This window comes from Ferruginibacter albus (assembly GCF_020042285.1).
Taxonomy (GTDB): Bacteria; Bacteroidota; Bacteroidia; order Chitinophagales; family Chitinophagaceae; genus Ferruginibacter; species Ferruginibacter albus.
In genome coordinates this window covers 181,059-203,500 of the sequence record NZ_CP083388.1, presented here as the reverse complement: position 1 = coordinate 203,500, position 22,442 = coordinate 181,059, and the positions used below count along the sequence as shown (strand labels likewise).

The 22,442-nt window shown below is 34.7% G+C and carries 21 protein-coding genes; 10 read left to right on the top strand and 11 right to left on the bottom strand.

Going from position 1 to position 22,442, the window contains the following annotated elements; genetic code table 11:
• Nucleotides 1-57: 57 nt before the first annotated feature.
• Nucleotides 58-771, top strand: coding sequence for a UMP kinase (gene pyrH / locus K9M53_RS00895; RefSeq protein WP_224017097.1), 714 nt, complete (start codon nucleotides 58-60; stop codon nucleotides 769-771).
• A gap of 74 nt (nucleotides 772-845) precedes the next feature.
• Here the strand turns inward: pyrH and K9M53_RS00890 are convergent, their stop codons facing one another.
• The 3 genes from K9M53_RS00890 to K9M53_RS00880 all read right to left on the bottom strand — a co-directional run bounded on the left by K9M53_RS00890 (nucleotide 846) and on the right by K9M53_RS00880 (nucleotide 3,966).
• The gene (locus K9M53_RS00890) at nucleotides 846-1,853 is read right to left on the bottom strand and encodes a hypothetical protein (RefSeq protein WP_224017095.1); all 1,008 of its coding nucleotides are present in this window, start codon (nucleotides 1,851-1,853) and stop codon (nucleotides 846-848) included.
• A 71-nt stretch (nucleotides 1,854-1,924) separates the two neighbouring features.
• Nucleotides 1,925-3,427, bottom strand: a complete 1,503-nt coding sequence (locus K9M53_RS00885) for a hypothetical protein (RefSeq protein WP_224017094.1) — start codon at nucleotides 3,425-3,427, stop codon at nucleotides 1,925-1,927.
• Nucleotides 3,424-3,966 carry an RNA polymerase sigma factor gene (locus K9M53_RS00880; RefSeq protein WP_224017092.1) on the bottom strand — a complete coding sequence of 181 codons (543 nt, stop codon included), beginning with the start codon at nucleotides 3,964-3,966 and terminating at the stop codon, nucleotides 3,424-3,426. Before K9M53_RS00880 ends, K9M53_RS00885 begins: the two co-directional genes overlap by 4 nt.
• A gap of 181 nt (nucleotides 3,967-4,147) precedes the next feature.
• On the opposite strand from K9M53_RS00880, the gene K9M53_RS00875 reads away from it, so the two are divergent.
• Both K9M53_RS00875 and pdxH read left to right on the top strand, forming a co-directional pair.
• Nucleotides 4,148-4,651: a hypothetical protein gene (locus tag K9M53_RS00875; RefSeq protein ID WP_224017090.1), complete on the top strand. Its 504-nt coding sequence runs from the start codon at nucleotides 4,148-4,150 to the stop codon at nucleotides 4,649-4,651.
• A 46-nt stretch (nucleotides 4,652-4,697) separates the two neighbouring features.
• On the top strand, nucleotides 4,698-5,339 hold the full coding sequence (gene pdxH / locus K9M53_RS00870; protein WP_224017088.1) for a pyridoxamine 5'-phosphate oxidase: 642 nt from the start codon (nucleotides 4,698-4,700) through the stop codon (nucleotides 5,337-5,339).
• A gap of 13 nt (nucleotides 5,340-5,352) precedes the next feature.
• On the opposite strand, the gene K9M53_RS00865 is transcribed toward pdxH, so the two are convergent.
• The 4 genes from K9M53_RS00865 to K9M53_RS00850 all read right to left on the bottom strand — a co-directional run bounded on the left by K9M53_RS00865 (nucleotide 5,353) and on the right by K9M53_RS00850 (nucleotide 7,846).
• Entirely contained in the window at nucleotides 5,353-5,457 is a 105-nt protein-coding gene (locus K9M53_RS00865) for a 30S ribosomal protein THX (protein ID WP_224017085.1), read from the bottom strand.
• 53 nt (nucleotides 5,458-5,510) lie between these two features.
• The gene (locus K9M53_RS00860; RefSeq protein WP_224017083.1) at nucleotides 5,511-6,416 is read right to left on the bottom strand and encodes a diacylglycerol/lipid kinase family protein; all 906 of its coding nucleotides are present in this window, start codon (nucleotides 6,414-6,416) and stop codon (nucleotides 5,511-5,513) included.
• A gap of 90 nt (nucleotides 6,417-6,506) precedes the next feature.
• On the bottom strand, nucleotides 6,507-7,505 hold the full coding sequence (obgE, locus tag K9M53_RS00855; RefSeq protein ID WP_224017081.1) for a GTPase ObgE: 999 nt from the start codon (nucleotides 7,503-7,505) through the stop codon (nucleotides 6,507-6,509).
• 47 nt (nucleotides 7,506-7,552) lie between these two features.
• Nucleotides 7,553-7,846 carry a hypothetical protein gene (locus tag K9M53_RS00850; protein WP_224017079.1) on the bottom strand — a complete coding sequence of 98 codons (294 nt, stop codon included), beginning with the start codon at nucleotides 7,844-7,846 and terminating at the stop codon, nucleotides 7,553-7,555.
• Nucleotides 7,847-8,009: 163 nt separating this feature from the next.
• Between K9M53_RS00850 and K9M53_RS00845 the strand changes: the two genes are divergently transcribed.
• Nucleotides 8,010-8,552 carry a hypothetical protein gene (locus tag K9M53_RS00845; RefSeq protein WP_224017077.1) on the top strand — a complete coding sequence of 181 codons (543 nt, stop codon included), beginning with the start codon at nucleotides 8,010-8,012 and terminating at the stop codon, nucleotides 8,550-8,552.
• A gap of 47 nt (nucleotides 8,553-8,599) precedes the next feature.
• Here K9M53_RS00845 and abc-f read toward each other — a convergent pair whose 3' ends face one another.
• Nucleotides 8,600-10,492, bottom strand: coding sequence for a ribosomal protection-like ABC-F family protein (gene abc-f / locus K9M53_RS00840; RefSeq protein ID WP_224017076.1), 1,893 nt, complete (start codon nucleotides 10,490-10,492; stop codon nucleotides 8,600-8,602).
• Between the two features lie 174 nt (nucleotides 10,493-10,666).
• Here abc-f and K9M53_RS00835 point away from each other — a divergent pair, with 174 nt between their 5' ends.
• Genes K9M53_RS00835 through K9M53_RS00815 form a run of 5 tightly spaced genes read left to right on the top strand, consistent with a single transcriptional unit; the run spans nucleotide 10,667 to nucleotide 18,235 of the window.
• Entirely contained in the window at nucleotides 10,667-13,168 is a 2,502-nt protein-coding gene (locus K9M53_RS00835) for a polysaccharide biosynthesis/export family protein (protein WP_224017074.1), read from the top strand.
• 21 nt (nucleotides 13,169-13,189) lie between these two features.
• The gene (locus tag K9M53_RS00830; protein ID WP_224017073.1) at nucleotides 13,190-14,257 is read left to right on the top strand and encodes a Wzz/FepE/Etk N-terminal domain-containing protein; all 1,068 of its coding nucleotides are present in this window, start codon (nucleotides 13,190-13,192) and stop codon (nucleotides 14,255-14,257) included.
• Between the two features lie 9 nt (nucleotides 14,258-14,266).
• Nucleotides 14,267-15,529, top strand: coding sequence for a lipopolysaccharide biosynthesis protein (locus K9M53_RS00825; protein WP_224017071.1), 1,263 nt, complete (start codon nucleotides 14,267-14,269; stop codon nucleotides 15,527-15,529).
• Nucleotides 15,529-16,863, top strand: coding sequence for an O-antigen polymerase (locus tag K9M53_RS00820; protein WP_224017069.1), 1,335 nt, complete (start codon nucleotides 15,529-15,531; stop codon nucleotides 16,861-16,863). The genes K9M53_RS00825 and K9M53_RS00820 overlap by 1 nt, the downstream gene beginning before the upstream one ends.
• 37 nt (nucleotides 16,864-16,900) lie before the next feature.
• Nucleotides 16,901-18,235 carry an O-antigen polymerase gene (locus tag K9M53_RS00815; protein WP_224017067.1) on the top strand — a complete coding sequence of 445 codons (1,335 nt, stop codon included), beginning with the start codon at nucleotides 16,901-16,903 and terminating at the stop codon, nucleotides 18,233-18,235.
• On the opposite strand, the gene K9M53_RS00810 is transcribed toward K9M53_RS00815, so the two are convergent.
• Both K9M53_RS00810 and K9M53_RS00805 read right to left on the bottom strand, forming a co-directional pair.
• The gene (locus K9M53_RS00810) at nucleotides 18,199-19,110 is read right to left on the bottom strand and encodes a glycosyltransferase family 2 protein (RefSeq protein WP_224017066.1); all 912 of its coding nucleotides are present in this window, start codon (nucleotides 19,108-19,110) and stop codon (nucleotides 18,199-18,201) included. The two genes, K9M53_RS00815 and K9M53_RS00810, sit on opposite strands and share 37 nt — an antisense overlap.
• A 24-nt stretch (nucleotides 19,111-19,134) precedes the next feature.
• Nucleotides 19,135-20,244 (bottom strand): glycosyltransferase family 4 protein, encoded by a 1,110-nt coding sequence (locus tag K9M53_RS00805; RefSeq protein WP_224017064.1) that lies wholly within the window; start codon nucleotides 20,242-20,244, stop codon nucleotides 19,135-19,137.
• Nucleotides 20,245-20,397: 153 nt separating this feature from the next.
• Here K9M53_RS00805 and K9M53_RS00800 point away from each other — a divergent pair, with 153 nt between their 5' ends.
• Nucleotides 20,398-21,471, top strand: a complete 1,074-nt coding sequence (locus K9M53_RS00800) for a glycosyltransferase (RefSeq protein ID WP_224017062.1) — start codon at nucleotides 20,398-20,400, stop codon at nucleotides 21,469-21,471.
• Between the two features lie 4 nt (nucleotides 21,472-21,475).
• Here the strand turns inward: K9M53_RS00800 and K9M53_RS00795 are convergent, their stop codons facing one another.
• On the bottom strand, nucleotides 21,476-22,423 hold the full coding sequence (locus K9M53_RS00795; RefSeq protein ID WP_224017060.1) for a class I SAM-dependent methyltransferase: 948 nt from the start codon (nucleotides 22,421-22,423) through the stop codon (nucleotides 21,476-21,478).
• Nucleotides 22,424-22,442 lie beyond the last annotated feature (19 nt).

Below are 22,442 nucleotides of genomic sequence, written 5' to 3'. Positions count from 1 at the left end.
AATGATATTTGTGTTCATTAATTTTCTCACAAAAATTTCTATTAAAAAATAATTATAATGGCTGTTGCTTACAAACGGATCTTATTAAAACTTTCAGGTGAATCATTAATGGGCGATAAAAACTATGGAATTGATAGTGATGTGATTTCTCGTTACGCAAAGGATATAAAACAAGTAACAGCTTTAGGCGTGCAAGTGGCGATCGTTATAGGAGGAGGTAATATTTATCGTGGTATGAATGAAGCGGAAACAGGCATAGAGCGTGCACAAGGAGATTATATGGGAATGCTGGCAACAGTTATTAATGGGATGGCATTACAAAGTGGTTTAGAAAAAGCAGGAGTATACACCCGTTTGCAAAGCGCTATAAAAATGGAACAAATTGCAGAACCTTATATACGCAGAAGAGCGATGCGTCATGTAGAAAAGGGAAGAGTGGTCATCTTTGGCGCAGGTACGGGCAACCCTTATTTCACAACGGATACGGCTGGTTCATTAAGAGCTATTGAAATTAATGCAGATGTTATCTTAAAAGGAACCAGGGTAGATGGCATTTACACAGCTGATCCCGAAAAAGACCCGAATGCAAAAAAATACGAAACCATTACTTTCAATGAATGCATCAGCAAAAATTTAAAAATAATGGATATGACTGCATTTACTCTTTGCATGGAAAATAATTTGCCCATTATTGTTTTTGATATGAATACGCCCGGCAATTTATTAAAAGTAGTTACAGGCGAAAAAGTAGGAACACTGGTGAAAGGATAAGCAAAAAAATTCTCTTAAAAAATAAAGCTTCAGTAATTAAACTGAAGCTTTTGTATATATAAGCAAGCAAAAGTTTATAAAGAATTTAGTAATGTATTAATATCATTCAATGTACAGCGCCCGGGAGTGACATTTACCAATTGAGTTCCATCATCAGAGGATGGTGGCTCTGTTGTAAACTCTTTTGTGCCTAAGTAATAAAAATTACCATCTTTTGTAACAGTTACAATTTTTGCATTTAGCCCTACAGGTAATTTATCACTCTTGAACTTTTTTGAAGCAATATCAGGAAAAGCACCAGTTACAGAACGAATATCATCAAACACAATACTTACACTTGTATTAACATTAGTGAAATAAGGAGGTAGCTTTACGGCGATAGTAATTTTTCCTGCTAAAGTATCAGCATAAAAATAATCGCAGTTGATCCATTTTAAATTTGCATAAGTAATATTACTAAAGTATAATTGATCGGTTGGCAATATAAAATTTGAAGAATCATTTGGAGGTAATAAATTCCAGTTAAATTGTCCGTTGGTATCACTTCCCGCAAACAGCTGTACTTTTTGTACTGCTTGTTGAGGATTTGTAATAATGCGGGGATAACTAAAAGACAAAATTGCACTATCTGCAAACTTCAATTTTTGCCCATCTTTTTTAGCTTCAATTGAAAAGACACCTTGAGATACCAATAATTTACCATTACAAACAGTAGGCAATCCCATTCTTAATAATTCTCCTTTTTTTTGCAATAAATAACTTTCAATATTTATGGTTCCGGTAACAGGTATGCCATTAGAATCAATAAGGCTATTTGCCGGGATTGTACAGCTTAAACCCGAAGAAGAATAAATTGAATTATCATTGATCCCATCAATTGTTATTGTATCTACATCAGGACGCAATTGTAATCCCTTCTGCAGGTCATTTATCGGCATATTAGAAGTGAGGGAAGAATACCACGTGCTATCGGGCTGCGTTATTTGTCCCGCATCTGCAATAAACACATCCGTATCTTTAGTGCAAGAACTTAACCATGCCAACGTTATCAATAAAAATGTAATCGTGTATGTTTTTCTCATTAGCTTCATTTTATTTGCAGCTTCACACTTAGCAGATACCTTACTTCTCAAATGTGCTGCCTGACTGGATTTTAAGGGATATCGAACCGCAAGCCTAACCGCAAGCCGATAGTAGTATATTTTTGTTGTAATGAAAGATTGTTGGTACCCATCGGTTGAAAATTATACCTCACATAAGGCTCAGCCAGGAAATGCAATTGTTCATTTATTTTATAATAAATAGATGCGCCCCCTGTAACGCCTAAGCCTACATTGGTTTTAAATTGATAGAAAGTAGATCCTTTGCCGGTAGTAATATCAACAGGTTTAAAATTAGTATCCAATATATCTCCTCTTTGCCAGCTATAAATATTGGCAACTATTCCTGCATTAATATTTGCATGTATTTTTCCATTACCTAATTCATAACCGATGGTTAATGGAATATCGATGCTGCGATAGGCATTATAGGTAGTTTTATAACGGGAGCCTGTAACAGTATAACTACCTGTTGTATCGCCTGTATTAGGGTCGATGGTATAAGTTACCTGCACAATATTGCCTTGTATAAAAGTAAATTTCTCATTTATCTGGCTGTAGTTAAGCGCTGCTCTTACGCTCATTCCGTTACTAAATACTTTTGTGTAACGAACGCCGGCACTGTATCCATACGTGAAGCGGCTGGTTTCTTCTCTTTTTTGCAGGTAAACAGAATTGGCGGTATCTGAAAGTGTTCTTACTCCATAATCCGGACCTAAATACACTTCAAAATAACGTTTATTTCCTGCAGCGTCTTTTTCTATTGTAGGACATTCGGGCAGGTTGATATCGGGCGTTGGCTTTTTCTTTAGTGATAAGTTATCATTCATCACTAAAGAATTTTTTTCTACTGTTGATGGCGAATATTGAGATAATGCTAAGAAATTAAAAGTCGTACTTGTTGAAATATTATCTTCTGCTATATCATTTACATCTTCTTCAGAGCCGTTATTAATGACACTATTTGTTCTGCTTTTAAAAGATGAAAACTTCCCTTTTGATCTTTTATAAAAAGACAACGTATTTTGTTGTGATGGCAAACCCTCTGTAATATTATTATCTTTATTTGCTTTTGCAATAGCATTGCTATTGTTATTTGCTTTGTTGATATTATATTCTGAATTCCCGGAATGAACCAATGTATTACTTCTACTTCTTTTGAAAGACGGATTTTTTTCTGCTGCAACAAGATCTTTAGAAGCAGTTATCGTTGTATTGGTTTTTTCTTTCACTCCTACAACAGCATTCGTTGCATTATTATCTTTTAAGCCTGCATTATTGTTGATAGGTTGAGTAGTAATAGTTTTTTGCTCATTTAATTCGTCTGTAATAGAAGTATTGTTATTTTTTGCAAGCAATAATATACCCACTACTCCGGCAGCAATCAATCCTGCCCACATACCTGCCTTATTATTAAAAAGATTAAACCAAAAACCAGCAGGTTTTCTGCGCTCACGCTCTGCAACAATATTATCCCAGATATGCCGAGGTACCTGGGGATTAAAATCACTGAATTCGCTTCTTATATGTTCATCAAAGTTATCTGCGTTACTCATACGGCAATTTTTTGCAGTTGTAAAATTTGCTTTTGTAACATAGTTCTGGCTTTTACTAATTGGCTTCTGCTGGTACCGGGTTGAATTCCCAGCATTTCTGCAATTTCATCATGCTGATAACCTTCTATAACATACAGGTTAAAAATTATTCTGTAGCCATCGGGCAAATTATTAATCAAATCCATCAATTCTTTTTGCGTTATGTGCGAATAAGCCGAAGGCTCCAGTATACTTTCATCTTTATCCTTCACCTCGTAGCCAACTATTTCTTTCTCATAACGGGCAACTGAATATTTCTTAAGCGCTGTGTTCACCACAATTCTCCGTATCCAGCCTTCAAAAGAGCCTTCGAATTTAAACTGGTGAAGTTTGTTGAACACTTTAATAAAAGCTTCCTGCAAAATGTCTTCTGCATCTGCTGCATTGCGGGCATAGCGGTAACATACGCCTAACATGCGGCCGCTAAAACGGTTAAATACCTCCTTTTGGCTGGAGGCATCTTCCCTGATGCAAGCTTTTATTAATTGCTCTTCAGTCAAATTGCTCTTCGTTTTAAGCAGGCTCGACCTTTCGTAGATACTTTGTACGGATCATACGCTGCCCGCCTGCAGTGGTTTAAATTACAAAAAATCCGGCTATATTTTACTATTAATTATGGATGGCTTAAATTAACGGGATATTTAACAATTATTTCTAATCGGCAATCAGTATCGTTAAAAAATGAGCGATTCAACACAACCAAATGATACCCAACTGCAATTAATGCATTTTATGGCAGAAAACGAAAGCCTTAAAGCGCAATTGGAAGAGTATCGCTACATAATTGACACCCGTAATGAAGAAATTGATGCTCTTAAAAGAAAAATGGGTGAAGTAACTCAAACAAAAAGCAATATTGATAATCAATTAGAAGAGCTCGATATTTTACAAGATCATTTATATCGATTACGACAACAAGCTAAAGGTGCTGCCGACCGTGAAATGGACCTTGAAAAACAGTTAGGCACAGCCGTGAGCACTGAACATCAATTGGAAGATATGCAACAGCAATATACTTACCTGCAAACTCAATTAACCGACCTGCAAACCCGTTTGGTTGAAATGGAAAACAGAAATTTGCAATTGCAACAGCAAACCAGCCAGATCTCAGAATTAGAAAGCCTGCTGGAAATTGTACAAAGAGAAAGAGATGAATTAAAAGAAAAGCTAGCTGCTGAAAGTTAGCTTACAATGGAATTGGGAATTTTGAAATTTCAAAAAGAAAATTAAGATGACTAAAATAGCGGATATAAGAACAGAATATAAACTACAGTCGTTGGCTGAATCGGATGTTGCCGCAAACCCGGTAGAGCAATTTTCAAAATGGTGGGATGCTGCTATCAAAAGTAATATTGATGAAGTAAACGCTATGACATTGGCTACCGCAACACCTACCGGAAAACCATTTGCCCGTATTGTTTTATTAAAAGGATTTGATGAGAAAGGATTTAGTTTTTATACTAATTATGAAAGTGATAAAGGATTGGAATTAGCATCCAATCCACAGGCTGCGTTACTTTTCTTTTGGAAAGAATTACAACGCCAGGTTCGTATTGAAGGAACTGTTGAAAAATTAAGTGCCGAAGAAAGTGATGTATATTTTGCTTCCCGGCCGGAGGGAAGTCGTATTGGAGCATGGGCATCGCCTCAAAGCAAAGTGGTTAGCACTCGAAATGAGCTCGAGGAAAGTTTTTTAGCTTATGAAAAAGAATTCAAAGGAAAAGACATTCCACGTCCGCCGCACTGGGGCGGCTACCGTATAGTACCAAAACAAATTGAATTCTGGCAGGGAAGGCCTAATCGCCTCCATGACAGAATTCAATATAGCTTACAAAAAGATAATAATTGGAAAATTGAGCGCCTGGCTCCTTAACTAACGGTTAAGTTTATGCTTTTTTAGCAGCCGCTTTCTTAGCTTTTGCGGGTCTTGCTTTACCGAAAGAACCTTTTGCTATTTTACCTTTTTTTGTTTTAATGTCTCCACGTCCCATGTTGTAATTGTTGTTAGTATAAAATAAGAGATCAAATATAAAGCATTTTAAGCTTATGCTACAGGCTGTATCAGTCTAAATGCACCCGGAATTGTTTCAATGATAAATTTTCTTCCTGTAGAAGCAGGCTCTCCATCTATATGCAAGGGTGCCATCGAAAGATTATTGATGATTAGCTTATCTGTCTGAAAATACAATATATCTTTTTGCCTTGAATATTCGCTTTGATTGGGTTGAACTTTTCCTTTACGCACCTGTTTGATTATCTCCCACAACAGCTTTGGCTTGCTGGTGCTTTGCGCCACTACAATATCCAACAATCCATCATTTAAGCTTGCCTGCGGCGCAATAGTAACCTGGTTGCCAAATTGATTGCTGTTGGCTATGCAAATAAAATATGCCTGCGTAGAAAAGCTTTTTCCCATGCTGGTTAATTCAAACGTGTAAGGCTCGGCAGTAATAAAATGTATCGCAGTTTGTTTTACGTAAGTAGCCAACCCTCTTTTTGGCTGTTTGGCAAACTCATGTGCTACCAGTGCATCAAAGCCTAAACCACATAACATGCAGCTGAACTTATCATTAATAAAAAAAGCGTCTATATAAGAAGCTTTGCCCGTAAAGATCAAGTCAATGGCTTTATCAATTTGCTTGGGGATCTTAGCTGCTAATGCAAGCCCATTACCGCTTCCCACAGGAATAATACCAACATTTATATCAATATCTATTAAAGCGCTCGCAATCTGATTAACAGTTCCATCTCCTCCGCAAACAACTATATCTGTAATATTTTCGGCATCTATCTTATCTTTTAAATAAAAATAATTGCCTTGTGGATTGGTATGTTCTATCTCATATTTGACCTGGCGTTGGCGGGTTTTCTCCTCGATCATTTTCAGCAGTGTAGCTTTGTCTTGTATTCCTGAAACCGGATTAATAAAATAAATTATTTTACGCTGCATCGTGAGATTGACAAATTATAGATTGCAAATTACAGATTTGTAAAGTCTTTACATTAAGAATTGGATACTGTTATCTGGAATTTAAAGTTATTATTCTTTTCGATTTAACTCAGCCCACAACAGGTCTTTTAACTCATTTAAATTTTGATTAATAACAGATGAAATAAAGATATGTGGTATTTTTTTAGGTAGTTCTTTTTTAATGGCAGCTTTTAACTCCTCATCCAGCATATCGCTTTTACTAACGGCAATCACAAAATTCTTTTGCAACATTTCAGGATTGTATTCCTTTAATTCGTTCAGTAATATTTTATATTCTTTTTTATGGTCTTTGCTGTCTGCAGGGATCACAAAAAGTAAAATAGAGTTCCGTTCTATATGCCTCAAAAAGCGATGACCTAATCCCTTTCCTTCTGCAGCGCCTTCAATTATCCCCGGCAGATCGGCAACACAAAAGCTTTTACCATCGCGGTATTCTACCATACCCAATTGCGGTGTTAATGTAGTAAATGCATAATCCGCTATTTTAGGTTTTGCTGCCGTTATAGATGATAACAACGTTGATTTTCCTGCATTGGGAAAGCCCACCAATCCCACATCTGCCAATACTTTTAACTCCAGCACTTTCCATCCTTCTATCCCTTCTTCGCCGGGTTGTGCATATTCCGGAGCCTGGTTAGTTGCCGTTTTAAAATTGCTGTTTCCCAATCCACCACGTCCACCTTTCATCCATACAACCTCCTGTCCATCTTCCAATATCTCAATTTCTTTTTTTCCGCTTTCTTCATCCCGTGCAATAGTTCCTAAAGGAACTTCTATAATAATATCTTTACCGTTTCTGCCGGTACTATTGTTTTTATTTCCATGCTCTCCGTTTTCAGCCAATACATTTTTATAATAACGCAAATGCAATAATGTCCAAAGTTGATTATTTCCTCTTAAAATGATGTGCCCGCCACGTCCACCGTCGCCACCATCCGGCCCTGCCATTGCATTGTATTTAGTACGCATAAAATGTTTACTGCCGGCACCTCCATGCCCGCTTCTGCAAAAAATACGTATTTGATCAACAAAGTTGGATTTTTCCATGCGGCAAAGATAGGAAAGGTGAAAGGTTTAGGATGAAAGCTTTAAACTTAAGCTATTATATTGAACGTAAACAGCAACGTGGTTAAAAATAACAAGCCGATCCCTCCCAAAAATAAATACTCTGCTATTCGTTCAATCTTGTTATTGTTATTACGAATGGATAAAAATGAAAGTGTACAGCTACCCATAAATAATATAATAGCAACCGTTGTTATTTCGTCAATAATTGTTTTTTGAGAAATATTTAAAATCTTTAATGAAGTAAGTACTACAAAGCAAATGCCTAACAGATTCGAAGAAGCATTTAAAATATGCGGTGATTTATTATTGGATTGAGACATAAAAAATATTTAAAGTATTAGTATTATGACGATAAAAATATTACTTAAATGTAAGTGAGTTGTTAATATAACCGTTGATATTATAAATTGCATGTTAATGTGCATTTAACCAATAAACTTTTTAAATCAGTTAGTGTCTATGGCTTTTACGAAAACAAGTATTATGAAAAATTATTTTTATGTCGGCTTAGTAAGCATGGTGATCTTATCTTCCTGCAGCAGCAGCAAAACTTATTTTAGTGCAAACATTAGAAAGCGGGTAGAAGCCAACTCGGTGCCTCTTTCAAAAATTCAATATTTTATTGATAGAGATGTTGTTTTAAAAAGAGAACTGGATAAGGGTGAAACCAAGGTTGCATCTGGGGCTGTTAAGTTTGAGAATGGGCACTATGTAAACATCATTACTTTAAAGAAAGGAACACCAGGTGTTTGTACCTATTCAGGTCCAGACAAAGTTTCTATTTCATTTGAAATGGGAGATGGAAAATTTTTAAACTTTGGCAGAACAAAAGCGGGCACTGCAGATGATCCTTACAGAATATTAGCGGATAATTGGGTAAGCGATTATGGCATTATTACTTATGAAGGTAAGCGTTACCACATAGAATCTACCGGAACAGAAGCTGCTGTTAAAATAGATGCCAAATGGGTGAAAACAACCAATATTCAAAAAAGACAAATGAAGGGAAGAACTGTAACAAATTAAAAACTCCGCCAAACTTTTTCTTGCAAAGGCAACTAAAAAGTATATTATCAAATGCGTTCGCTCAACTCGAGCCAACGCATTTCTTTTTCATCTAATAATTGTGTTATGGTGCCAACCCGTTCTGCAGCTTTTTGCAATTCATCATATGCTAAAGAACCGGAATTCATTCTTTCTTCTAATGATGATCTTTCTTTCTGAAGTTCCGGCATTTCTTTTTCTATTAATTCAAATTCACGCTTCTCTTTAAATGAAAGTCCTTTTTTAGGCTCTTGCGCAAGAACGGTTTCTGCAACGGGTTTTGATGACTGTTCTTTTATTATCTGCCTGTCGTCCGTTAATGTTCCTTTGGCTACTGCTTCCCTGTATTGCGTATAATTACCAGGATAGTCCCTTATCACTCCATCTCCTTCAAATGCAAATAAATGATCCACCATTCTATCCATAAAATAGCGGTCGTGACTAACTATTAATATACAGCCGGGATAATCCAATAAAAACTCTTCTAATGTTCTTAGCGTTTGCAGATCCAGGTCGTTGGTAGGCTCATCCAATATTAAAAAGTTAGGGTTACGAAACAAAACGCTCATTAAATGTAAGCGTCTTTTTTCTCCACCGCTTAACTTGCTTAAAAGCGTGTATTGTTGTTCGGCATTAAAGCCAAATTTTTCCATGAACTGGCTGGCGCTGATCTTACTGCCATCTGCCAACGGAAAAAACTCTGCCAGGTCTTTTACATATTCAATAGCTCTTTTATCTTCTTTATATCGAAGTCCTTCCTGGTTAAAGTTTCCAAACACTACGGTTTCGCCATGATTGATCTTTCCGCTATCCGGCTGTTCTTCGTGCAAAGCAATTTTTAAAAAGGTTGATTTACCAACGCCATTCTTTCCAACAATCCCTACACGTTCCCCACGTTTAAAAGTATAATCAAATCCTTTTATTAAAACCTTATCGCCATATGATTTGTAGATCTTTTTCATTTCCAGGATCTTTCCACCTAATCGTGTCATTTTAACCTGCAAGCTCAATTCTGTTTCGTCTTTTTGCTGTTTTACTCTGTCTTCAATTTCAGCAAATGCATCCTGTCTTGATTTCGATTTAGTGGTTCTTGCCTTAGGTTGTTTGCGCATCCATTCCAGCTCCTTCCTGAAAATATTTTTATCTTTTTGCAACTCGCTTTGCTGAACTTCATGGCGAAGACTTTTTTGCTCTAAGAAATAGTCATAATCGCCCTTATAAACATAAATTTTTTCGTCATCCATTTCCAGTATTTCGTTGCAGATGGCATCTAAAAAATAGCGGTCGTGGGTAACTAATAACAGTGTGCTTTTTTGTGATGACAAAAAATCTTCCAACCATTCGATCATTCCTACATCCAAGTGATTGGTAGGTTCATCTAATATCAATAAACATCGGCCTTCATGTAATTGAGCTTCTATTAAAGCCTGCGCCAATGCCACTCTTTTTCGTTGGCCGCCACTGAGATTTTTTACAGGCTCATTCAAGTGATGCAGGTTGAGCTTTCCCAATATCTGCTTCAATTCACTTTCAAAGTTCCACGCATTTAGCTCATCTACTCTCGACATTAATTCTGTAAGCTTATCAATATCCTCCGATTCCTGTTCTAAAAACATCTCGTATTCTTTCACCACCTTCACTACCGGATTATCCAGGCGTAATACATTATCCCAAATGCTTTTTGTTTCATCAAAAACAGTATCCTGCTCAAGCATTATAACTTTTACTTCTTTATTTACCCAAACAGTGCCATTATCGGGCGTATCCAAGCCGGCAATAATTTTTAATAAAGTAGATTTTCCGCTGCCGTTCCGGGCAACAAAGGCTATTTTATCGCCTTCCTCCACATGAAACGAAATATTTTTAAAAAGTGTCCTGATTCCGAAAGACTTACTGATGTTTTCTACCGAGGCGTAATGCATGGGCGCAAAGTTACCATAAGAAAGCGTGAAAGCCTTATTTGCAGGCGCTTATATTCTTTTTTCCAATATAGTTTCTTACATTTGCGACTCCACAACTATAAATGCTTATTTGCCTATACAACAAATCTACCTTTCACCGGTTTCTTTTTTAAAATTTGCATTAATTATTGTTTTATGAATTTTAAGCGTGGCATTGCTTTGATCTTTTTTTGTTTTCTATTTCAACTTGTTGCTTCGGCACAGGCAAGTTTATTATCAGAAGATCTTTCATCTGTTAAGGTTGATGATCTGTCGGATAAGGAAATTAAAACTTACTATCAAAAAGCATTGTCCAATGGTTTGTCCGAACAAACAGTCTATACCGCACTGGCGCAAAGAGGCATGCCTGCCAGTGAAATTGATAAGCTAAAAGAGCGTATTGATGCATTAGGGCAGCCAAAAGAAACTGACAATGTAAAAAACAGCGATAATGAGGACGATGATGACAATGAAATGCAGGATTCTACAGCTTATATAAAATCAAAATATACTAGTAAGGACAGGAATAAAAAGGACAGAGATGCTAATAGAGATGCCTACTCTACACCCATGAAAAAAGTAAAGAGCGATCTTAGTATTTTCGGGTCGGAACTTTTTACAGAAAGCAGTCTGGTATTTGAACCTAATTTGCGCATCCCCACTCCTGCCGGTTACATATTAGGTCCTGATGATGAGTTGATCGTTAATGTTTTTGGCTTCAGCGAAAGAACCTATAATTTAACTGTAAACGAAGAAGGCAATATTTACATTCCGCAAGTTGGTCCTTTATACGTAACGGGTTTAACCATAGAACAAGCATCTGCCAAAATAAAGGCAAAACTTAGAGCTACTATTTACAAGGCTATTGGAAGCGGGCAAACCGATGTACAAATAAGCCTCGGTAAAATAAGAAGTGTACGCGTTACCGTTATCGGAGAGGCGAAAAAACCCGGCACGTATACAGTTTCTTCCTTAACTACTTTGTTTAATCTTTTGTATTTATGCGGCGGGCCTTCGGATTACGGTAGTTACCGAAATATAGAATTAATAAGAGGTAATGACATTAAAAGAAAGGTGGACTTGTATAATTTTTTGCTGAAAGGCGATCAAAAAGATAATGTATTATTACGCGAAGGCGATGTGATACGTATTCCGTACTACACGACCCGTGTAATTTTAAACGGGAATATAAAGCACAAAGGCAAGTATGAAATGCAGGGCAATGAAACCTTTCAGGACCTATTAAGCTTTAGTGGCGGCTTTGCTGATGATGCGTACAAAGCAGGAGTTACTGTTTATCAGCTTACTGAAAAGGACAGAAGAATAAATGATTTGACAAAAGAACAATATGCTATTTACAAACCTCAATCAAGCGATTCAATTGTTGTTGGAAAGTTATTAAACCGATTTGAAAACAAACTGATCATTAAAGGCGCTATTATGCGTCCTGGAGAATATGCCTTGAGCTCGGGGCTTACTTTAAAAGAGCTAATAGAAAAAGCCGGGGGCGTTAAAGAAGATGTATATAGCAAACGCGGAAGCATCAGTCGCTTAAATTCTGATAGAACGCCTTATCAATTATCGTTTGATATTGATTCTATTTTAAACGGTAGCAGTAATGTGGTATTAAAAAAAGATGACAGCGTTACCGTTTATTCAATTTTTGATCTAAGAAACGAGCAAACTGTTAGTATTGATGGGTTGGTTAAAAAACCCGGCACGTACAAATGGGCGGAAAATATAACCTTAAGAGACGTAATACTTACTGCCGGTGGATTAACAGAATTTGGAGACCCTTCTAATGTTGAAATTGCGAGAGTTATTAAAAATGCGCAGGTTACTCAAAATAATTATTTGCAAACAGAGATCATTAATGCCAATATAGCCGACAGCACAACAATGGATATTATTTTAAAGCCATCGGATATAATTATTGTAAAACAACGTTCGGGCTATAGCAGGCAACGCTCTGTGTTTGTTGATGGAATGGTAATCAATCCGGGGCGTTATGTTTTAAAACGCAGTGGCGACAAAGTTGCTGATCTTATTAAAAGAGTCGGTGGCTTTACATCTAATGCCGATTCTTCTACTATTGTGATCAGAAGATATTCCGATAAAAATAAATCAGCCGAAGAACGGGAGAAAACATTGACCAAGCTATTGAATCTTAACCAGGATAGCTTACAGGCAAATCCAAGAATCAAGAATGAGATATATAAGAATTACGATATTATCAGTATTAATTTAAAGGAAGCATTGGAAAATCCTTCCAGCTCAGAAAACATGATATTGGAGGATGGAGACATCGTTACAATTGATAGAAATACCAATTTAGTAAAAGTGAGCGGCGAGGTCTTTTTTCCAACTATTATTCCATTTGAGAAAGGAAGAAGTGTAAAATATTATATTCAAAAATCAGGCAACGTGACACCACAGGGGCGTAAATCGAGCATAATGGTTATTTACCCTGATGGAAGGGCGAGTAAGGTAAGGCATTTCTTATTCTTTAAAAATTATCCCGAAGTGACTTCCCGTTCAGAAATTTTTGTACCTCAAAAATCAACAGCTAATAAAACCAGAATATCATTGGGCGAATGGTCCTTGATAGTTTCTGCTTTGGCAATTGTAGCGAATGTGATAATTAGTACAAGAAAATAAAACTTAATTTTATTTCTTAAAATGGAAAGAAACAGTAACTCATTTATCGTAAGTAAGCTAGCTGAAATTAAAAATTTCATAGTTAAAAAGATATGGCTATTTCTTGCTGTTGGTTTAATTTCTGCAATTGGTGGAATTGTATATGCATCTTTAAAAAAGCCCGCATATCAAAGTAATTTAGTTTTTGCATTGGATGACGGCGGGGCAGAATCTGGCTTATCGGGAGCCTTGAGCCTGGCAGCTCAGTTTGGTGTAAATCTCGGTGGCGACGGTAAAAATGTTTTTATTGGAGATAATATATTGGAAATAATGAAAAGCAGAAGGATTGTTGAAAGTGTTCTATTATCAGTAGATACTTTTGACAACAAGCCTTACACCATGATCGGCTATTATTTTACGATCACTGATTATAAGAAATCAGCTAAAGGCAATGCAGCAAATGTTGACTATTTACCAGGTATAACTAAAGAAAATCTTTCTTATTTACAAGACAGCATATTATTGAATACTTACAACATTTTTGTAAGAGATTATATTACTGCAGAAAGACCTGATAGGAAATTAAATATCTACAATGTTAATGTAACTAGCTTAAACGAAAAATTCACAAAAGATTTTACCGATAAGTTGATAACAAAAACGAATGAATTTTATGTAGACATCTGCAGCAAGAAATCACGCCAAACGCTTGAGATTCTGGAAGACAGGGTTGCCTATATGAAAGGTAATATGGATCAAAGCATTTCGAATAAAGCTGATATCCAGGATGCTAATTTAAATCCTGCTTTCTCTAAAGGCCAAGTGCCTGTTCTAAAGCAACAGTTAAACATGCAAACATACGGAGGCGCTTATGCAGAATTGTTTAAAAACCTTGAACTGGCCCGCTATCAATATCTAAAGCAAATTCCTCTGATGCAAATAATAGATGGTGCTGATTACCCAATGAAAAGAATTAAAATGAGCAGATTAAAAATGGCTGTTCTGTTTGCATTCTTAGGAGTTGCTATTCTATCGTTTATTTTTTGGTTTATGGCCAAATCAAAAACCATTAATGATTATTCCGATACTGCATCAGGAAAGAATGAATAAAAAAACTTCATGGATATTTTTAGCAGGTTTAAAAAAGATTATCTTAATTATTTACTAAGTATAATACTTCCTGCCCTTATAACAGGAGCATTTATTCCAATACTAAAAAGAACGCTCGGCGCTGAATTGTATGGACAGTATGCTATATTTTTTTATGCCGCCCTTCTTTGTTCATCTATTTTATCGGGATGGTTGGTGCAAAGTGTGTTACTCTTTTATAATTTTTATCAAGACAAAGAATTATTTGTAAGAAACGTATTTAAATTTTTCTGGAAATCACAATTGATCATACTACTCCCTATGATCATTACCGTATTCATATTTACAGGAAGCCTTATTGATAGTTTTTTATTTTTTTTAATTACACTCGTATGCTCATTGCAATCAGTGGGATTGTCTATTATACAGATATCCAAGAAATCTGCAAAGAACATATACTCAGAACTTATAAGAAGTGTGCTTTATCTCATAGCATGGCTTCTTTTTTATTTTGTTTTAGGTATCAATAACCTATATGTACTTTATTCTTGTATAATTGTTTCATACACAGTTTCCATAGCATACATATACAAGCAAATAAATGTGCCGGTTTTTCTACAGGCTAAAACAGAAATGGGTGAACAAAAAGAATTGTTTAAAAAATTTCTTGATTATGGAGGACCTTTTTCGCTTTGGTATATTTTTTCATACCTGCTATCTTATATTGACAAGATCTTTATTTTGAAAACATTCGGAGCAGAAATGCAAGGTAATTACCAGGCTATATTTGATATGTTATCCAAAACGATAGTATTGGCGTTGTCTCCGATTTTAACTACTCTTTTTCCATTATTAGCAGAGGCTTATACCTTAAACCAAAAGGAAACAATAAAGAAAACACTTTATCGCATTATACTGTTAGAGCTTATTTTAATGGTAGCTTGTTGCGTTTGCTATTGGCTGTTTGGTGCTACAATTTTATTCAGCATATTAAAAATTCCGTCTATAATTCTATATAAGCAAATGGGACTTATAGTGATATTGGGAACTTTTGTATTTCAAATTGCAATGGTAGCTCATAAATATTTTGAGTTGAAGCGTATGAGTAAGCTTTTGTTAAGTATTGTAATACTCGCTTTTGTAATACAATTGGTTGTTTATTTATTATTAGGTGGTGCAAAGACACCCCTCCTCTATCCGGCAGGTTACTTTGTAGCCGCTTCTATATACTTACTTTTTGTTGTATATTTCATAAAAAGAAAAATTAATGCTTTTCCGGAAAAACATTTTTAATGGGAGATGCTAGTTTAATTATTATTCTTACAGATATTCTATTTATACTACTACATTTCTTTATGTGGAGAGTGAATGTTGTTCTTTTTAAAAAGCAAGTTTTTCACCCTGCTATTCTATTTTCTTTCTTATGGTTTTTCATGATCTTATTCCATTTTATAGTTCGTCATACAATACTGGAGGATCTTTTTCAGCTAAGTTTTTCCACTCATCTTGTTTTTTTAATAGGAGTTGTCTTTTTTACAGTTGGGGCTTTTTTGCAAACGATATTTTCTCGGGGCGATACCATAAAAAAAAAGCATCCGCAGGCTATTGAAATAGGGGGTTTGATTTTAGATGAACGTTTGTGTATAGCCTGTACAATTTTAGTTGCAATTGGGTTGCCTTTTTTTATTAAAGCTTGTTTTAACCTGTTTTTATTATCTGAAACAGAAAATTTCCTGGAAGGAGTTCGTACTGAACTTTGCTATGGTGATGTAGATATCGGACCAACCAAATATTTTGTAACGCTGTCTTTCATTACACTTGCACTAAATTTCATTTTATATTTTACTTCTGCCAATAAAGTACTTAGCAGAAGATTGTTAATCTCATCAATAATTATTAATCTTATCTATATTGTATTTACTACAGGAAGGATTTATTACATGATGCTATTTGCTGTATATTTTGGCACCAGTTATATATATAGTAATAGCTTTTCATTAAAAAAAGTTTTGTTGGCTTGTATAGGCTTTTTATTTGTATTTAGTATTATTGGAATTGCTATTTATTCTAAAGGCGGCAGGTCAGATAATACTTTAAATGAAAACTCAAAATCAGCCATTGAATCTATTGCCATTTACGCGTTTACTCCGTTAAATGCTTGCGGCACCAAGATAGATAATGCAAAGCCTGATTATACAGGAGATAGAACATTAAGAACTTTTAAAAAAATCTTGTATCAAACGGGTATTGATCGCAATATTGTTGTGCGCCCGGCTATTGAAGAGTATGTTTTTGTGCCATATCCCACAAATGTTTATGCTTTATATGGTGCTTATGTTGCAGATTATGGAAAATTATATTCATGGTTAGTAGTTGCCTTTTTAGGATTTTTACATACTATGCTTTTCAATAATCTCCGAATTTATAAAAACATGAGGTTTTCTCTTTATTATACATTCATGCTGTTCCCGCTTTTTTTAAGCTTTTTTGAAGATCAATATTTTACTTTGTTTTCTATGTGGATACAAATTATTGTTATGGTAGAAATTGTCTGCTTTATAAATAATATTTTGAATAGGCATAAGCTCAATGCCAATAATATATCTTTTAGCAAAAATCTCTTTTAATTTTCATTATTGTATATTTATAAAAGAAACGAGGTTGATGGGAAGCTTACAATCAGACACCATATTAATTGAGATTTTATTTATACTGCTCCATTTTTTTGCCTGGAGATTAAATCTTCTCATATTTAAAAGACAAGTTTTTCATCCTGCTATCTTATTTTCATTTCTATGGTTTTTTATAATTTTATTTCACTTTATAGTTCGCCATACAGTATTACAAGACCTTTTTAAGCTTAGCATTTCTACTCATCTCGTTTTTTTGGGTGGGGTTGTTTTCTTTACTTTAGGAGCTTTGTTGCAGGCTATATATTCACCCGTTGATACAATAAAAAGAACAACCTTTTTACAAGAAACCAATTTGAGCTTAAACAAATATCTATGTCTGACTTGTACAATTGTTGTAATTGTAGGATTGCCATTTTTTATTAAAGCCTGCTTCAATTTATTCTTGTTATCGGAAACAGAAAATTTTTTTGAAGGCATTCGTACAGAACTTTGTTATGGCGACGTAGATATTGGTCCTTCTAAATATTTGGTAACACTCTCCTTTATTGCTCTTGCACTAAATTTTATTTTATATTTTAACTCAAACGATAAAAAATTTAGTCGAATATTGTTGGTAGTTTCAATAATTGCTAATCTGGTATATATTATTTTCACTACAGGAAGGACGTACTATGTAATGTTATTTGCAATTTATTTCGGTTCCAGCTATTTATACAGTAATAGCTTTTCATTAAAAAAAGTATTAATTGCTTGCATAGCATTTCTGTTAGTGTTTAGCATTATTGGTATTGCCTTTTATTCCAAGGGAGGTCATGCGGATAATTCATTGAATGAAAACTCAAAGTCTGCTATTGAATCAATTGCTATTTATGCTTTTACTCCATTAAATGCTTGTGGCACATACATTGATAATATTAAACCGGATGATACAGGAGACAGAACTTTGAGAACATTTAAAAGAGTTTTATTTGAAACAGGTATAGATCGAAACAGCGTTGTACGGCCACTTATAGAAGAATATGTTTTTGTCCCTTACCCCACTAATGTATATGCTTTATACGGACCTTATATTGCAGACTTTGGTAGCCTATATGCTTTTTTGATAATTGCATTTTTAGGGTTTTTACACACCCTGTTTTTTAATCGATTTAAATATTATAAAAGCATCAAATTTTCGCTTTATTATATATTTATGCTCTTCCCACTTTTCTTAAGTTTCTTCGAGGATCAGTATTTTAGTTTATTTTCTATGTGGATACAAATTATTGTTATTGTTGAAATTATATGCTTTATCAATAAGATTTTAATTAAAAATTATAGAGTAGAGCACTATCCTAACAATACAAACTTAAATAATAATGCATAGGCCTTAACTATGTCTATGATTTCTCTGAACTTGAATTTAATCAAAGAAAAAAATATTCTTGAAACCGGCTCAAAAAACAAAGTGCTTATTAGTGTAAGCAAGTAGCCCGATTTTGAAAAATGTTTCTTTGCACATAATAACCTGCTTCTATTATTCAAAAAAAGCCGATAAGCTTTAACAGAGTCTGTAGAACCGTGACAGCTATGAATAGCTTTAATGTCTGCGTTATAATAACTTTTACCTCCTGCATTCGCCAATCGCTTTGAAAAGTCGAGCTCTTCAGAATACACAAAAAAACGCTCATCAAAATAACCGATCTTTTCAAAAACATTTTTACGGATAAACATAAAAGCCCCGATGATCTGATCGACATACCTGCTTTCCAAGTGATCCCAATCATACATTAATTCCGGAGGTGTAAAAACTTTTGGGAAGAGATTCGTTAGGCCAAGCGACCTATAAAAAAAAGATTTTGGAGTAGGAAAACGCCCGCAACTTGCAGTAATATTATTGTCATCATCCAATAACTGGCAGCCCAAAATATCTATCGACGAATGCGCTTCCATATACTGATAACAATCTTGTAAGGTAGCTTCTAAGAGTTGAGCGTCGGGATTTAGAAGAAGAACATATGCTGCATCTGAAATTTCAAATCCTTGATTACATGCTTTGGCAAAACCCAGGTTCTGTTCATTTTTTATAAAAACCAGTTTGTCGTTTTTTACAAGCCCTTCTAAAGAATTATCCTTGGAAGCATTATCAATCACAATAACCTTATTGATAAGATTTATATTTTTTTCCGTAAAAACAGACTTAATGCATTTCTTTAAAAAATCACCGCTATTCCAGTTTACTATAACAATGTCAATATGCACACGTAATTAATTAGTTGAATAATTCTATTTTACAATTTTCCTTACAGCATTTTCGTATATCGGTAATATCCGCTGCATACTAAATTCTTCTATCATTTTTTGCCGGCTGTTTTTACTCATTGCATATAAATCATCATCGCTCATATTTATAAGCAATTCCATTTTTTCTGCCAGATCATCAACATTTTGGGGAACACAAACGTAACCGCTTTTGCCGTCATTTACCAGTTCTCTACATCCTGCAATATTGGTTGTTATTAGAGGTCGCCCCATTGATGCAGCTTCCATTAAGGCCGTTGACATACCTTCTTTATAAAACGAAGGTAAAACCATACAGGTACTATCTTCAATAAAAGGTTTAACATTGGTTGTTGAACCTAAATATTCAACAGCGCCGGTTTTTACCCAGTCCTGCAATTCTTCTGCTCTTACAGAACGTGGATCTTCATGGTTAGTAAATCCTAGTATTTTAAAAACAATATGTGGATATTTTTGCTTTAATTTCAAAGCAGCCTCATAATATATTTTAACACCCTTATCATAAAGAAGCCTTCCCATTAAAATGAAAGAGCGTTTGCTATAATCAATTGGAGCATATTGATAATGATCTGTATCAATACCTTCGCCATTTAATAGAACGGAATTATTTTTATCTACAAATTTCTTTTTTTCAAAAAACAATTTATCATCATTGTTTGAAAACCATACCTGTTCTGCCTTTTGTAATGCAAAACCATATACTTTCCTGGCAATTGAAGGAATAATTCCCGAGTGAGTAAATGAAAATCCTAAGCCCGATACAATGGCGATACATGGTATATTAAGTTTTTTTGCAGCAAGGGTACTGTAAATATGTGGCTTTATAGTGTACTCGAAAATTAAGGAAGGATTTATTTGAGAATAAATTTTTAAATATTCTTTGTACAATTTATAATCCTGAACAGGGTTAGTTCCCGAAGGTTGCATCTGTTTTATCAATATAATGTCTATTCCTTCGGCTTTAAGTCTATCAATATACTCATCTTCCGGCAAAACAGCTTTTACTGTAAAACCAAGTTCCTGAACTTTTTTTACAGCAGCTAATCTAAAATGATATAAACTTCTGCCACAATTTCCCGAAAAAACAACTAACATATTTTTGAGTTAATGCCCGTAAAAAGAGCAAATTTAAAGCTTGTATTAGTCTATTACAAATGTATATGCAACTTGTTCTTTCTCCTTTTAATATATAATTAAAAGATGCTGTGTACATTACTTAACTTTGAGAACTTTCAGCATTTTACTATCATGCAAAAAATTCTTTTTGTTGTTTCTTTTCCAAAAAAACTTAATTCATCTGCCAGATTCAGGATAGAATTGTACGAAGATATATTACGGGAGCATCAATTTGAACTGACCACAAAATACTTCTGGAGTGCCAGGCTTTATTCCATTTTATATAAGAAAGGCAATGGGGTGTTGAAATTTTTAGGATTACTGGCAGGCTTTGCAAGACGCTTTGCCTTATTACCATTACTTCCCAAATACGATTATATCTTTATTTTAAGAGAAGCGACGCCTATTGGACCACCGATTTTTGAGTGGCTATTCACCAGGGTATTTAGAAAAAAAATTATCTATGATTTTGATGATGCCATATGGATCTCACAGGCATCTAAAAATAATTTAATTGCAAAAAGCTTTAAAGCAACCTGGAAGGTTGGGCATATTTGTAAATGGGCATATAAGGTGTCTGTAGGAAATAATTACCTGTACAATTATGCATCTAATTATAGTAAAAATGTTTTTTTAAATCCAACTTGTGTTGATACAAAGCTTTCTCATAATTCAATAAAGAACCAACATTTAAATGGAAAAAGATTGGTTATTGGCTGGACAGGTTCTTTTTCTACATTAGTACATTTGAATTACGTGCTGGAGGCGCTACAGGAACTTGAAAAAAAGTATGATTTTGATTTTTTAGTGATCGCCGATCAAAATCCGGCTCTGCCGTTGAAAAATTTTGTGTTTAAATATTGGAAAGAAGATTCTGAGATTGCAGATCTATTAGAAAGCAATATTGGTATGATGCCTTTATATGAAACTGATTATACGTTGGGTAAATGTGGTTTCAAATTAATTCAATTTATGGCATTAGGCATACCGGTAGTGGCATCGCCTGTAGGAGTTAATACAAAAATTATAGAGGAAGGAATAGACGGATTTTTATGCCAGTCAAAACAGGAGTGGATCGATAGTCTGGAGAAATTAATTGTGGATCATCAATTGCGTGAACGCATGGGGAAAAAAGGAAGAGAAAAAATAGAATCTTTTTATAGTGTAGAATCCAATAAAAATAACTTCCTATCTCTTTTTTCCTGATCAGTTATTTCACACCCCGGTAAAAAGCAACAATATCTTGTTCCGTAATTGTGCTATTACTTTTTCTTCCCAAAAAGAAGACCCCGCAAGCTCCATCTGATTGGTAGTTTGAAGGTATTATTACGTCAAAAAAGCGAACCCAGAAAAACAAAAGACTAAAAAGCTGTCCTATTTTTTTACTTCTAAAAATACCGGCAAAAAAGTAACGAATGCTCCACTTAAGCGCTTCTGCCGGCCCTGTAAGTTGTCCTGACCCAATTAATTCAAAATTTTTAAAAAGCCAGCGGTGTCCGCTTTCTGTAAACCGGGTAAAATCATATGCTTTTTCATGTACTTGTTGCATAAAAGGAGTCTCAGCATAAACCAACGCATTAGGTTTCAGCACCCGGTATATTTCTTCAACAACCCTGGCAGGATTAGTAACATGCTCTAATACAGCTTGTACAATTACAGCATCAAAAGACTCATTTTTTAAAGGAATTTGATGTGCATCTGCTATGAAATGAGTGTTTTCAGACAGATATACATCGAATGAAACAATATCCATGGCTGTAGTTTCATATACTGTTTTAACCCCATTTCCAATAGCACCACCACCTACAATTAAAAGTCTTGGCTTGGGATTGTCTTTTATAAGAATATCAACAAAACGCTTAATTTCTATTTTACTTTTAATTCCATTACCATGAATTATTGTTTTGATAATAGAATGTAATTTTCCTTTACGCCTGTGCTGCACTTTTCCTAACTGTTCATTTGTATAATTTTCTTTCTTAAAGATAGAATTGCGAAAATCGATTAAGACGGGTTGATTATCTATAATGGAAAATTTTTGCTGATAACCATAGCAAGAAGAATCGATACAGCGAAAAGCAACGGCATCTGTCTTTTCAATAGAAGACCTTAAACAGCACGGACAAATAAACAGTTCGATTAAATTATCTTGATTCATTTTTATTCTAGGCTATTTA